This window comes from Tropicimonas sp. IMCC6043 (genome assembly GCF_004146235.1).
Classification (GTDB): domain Bacteria; phylum Pseudomonadota; class Alphaproteobacteria; order Rhodobacterales; family Rhodobacteraceae; genus Tropicimonas.
In genome coordinates this window covers 1-711 of record NZ_SELO01000142.1, presented here as the reverse complement: position 1 = coordinate 711, position 711 = coordinate 1, and the positions used below count along the sequence as shown (strand labels likewise).

At 61.9% G+C, this 711-nt stretch carries 1 pseudogene; it reads right to left on the bottom strand.

Annotation, left to right across the window (positions count from 1 at the left end):
• Window positions 1-91: 91 nt before the first annotated feature.
• A pseudogene (locus tag EU800_RS26140) lies at window positions 92-711 on the bottom strand (IS3 family transposase); the annotation flags it as partial.

The following is a 711-nucleotide window of genomic DNA, read 5'->3' as shown; positions in this document are numbered from 1 at the left end:
AACCCGTCTGGGCAACCATATCAGGGCATCCGGAATACCGGATGCTCCAAGACCTGATGCTTCAAGCCGCCAAAGCTTCCCGACATAGGACGTTGTCGGATCTGATGTGATCCGGCACACCGCGCAGAATGAACAGATCAGACAGCACGTCGATGACGTCGGTCGAATTGAGCTTCCGGTCGATCCGGATCGCCAGACATTCCCGGGTGAACTCGTCGATGAGGTTCAGCATGCGGAACTTCCTTCCATCGTGCGTCCGGCTCTCGACGAAGTCGTAGGACCAGACATGGTTCGGACGCTCTGGGCGCAGGCGGATACAGGATCCGTCGTTGAGCCAGAGGCGCCCCTTCTTTGGTTGCTTCTGCGGGACCTTCAGCCCCTCCCGCCGCCAGATCCGCTCGACACGCTTCACGTTCACCGCCCACCCGGCTTCCCGAAGCAGAGCGGTGATGCGACGATAGCCGTAGCGCCCATACTGGGACGCGAGCGCGATGATGTCCGCGGTCAACGCGTCTTCGTCGGGACGTCCGTGCGGCATCTTCCGCTGGGTCGAGCGGTGCTGGCCGAGGACACGGCAAGCGAAACGCTCCGAGACGCGGAACTTCTGCCTGACATGATCGACGCAAGCACGGCGGCGGGCGGGGCTCAAAAGTTTCCCGAGGCCGCCTCCCGCAAGATCAGTTTCTCGAGCGTCAGATCGGAGACAGCCTT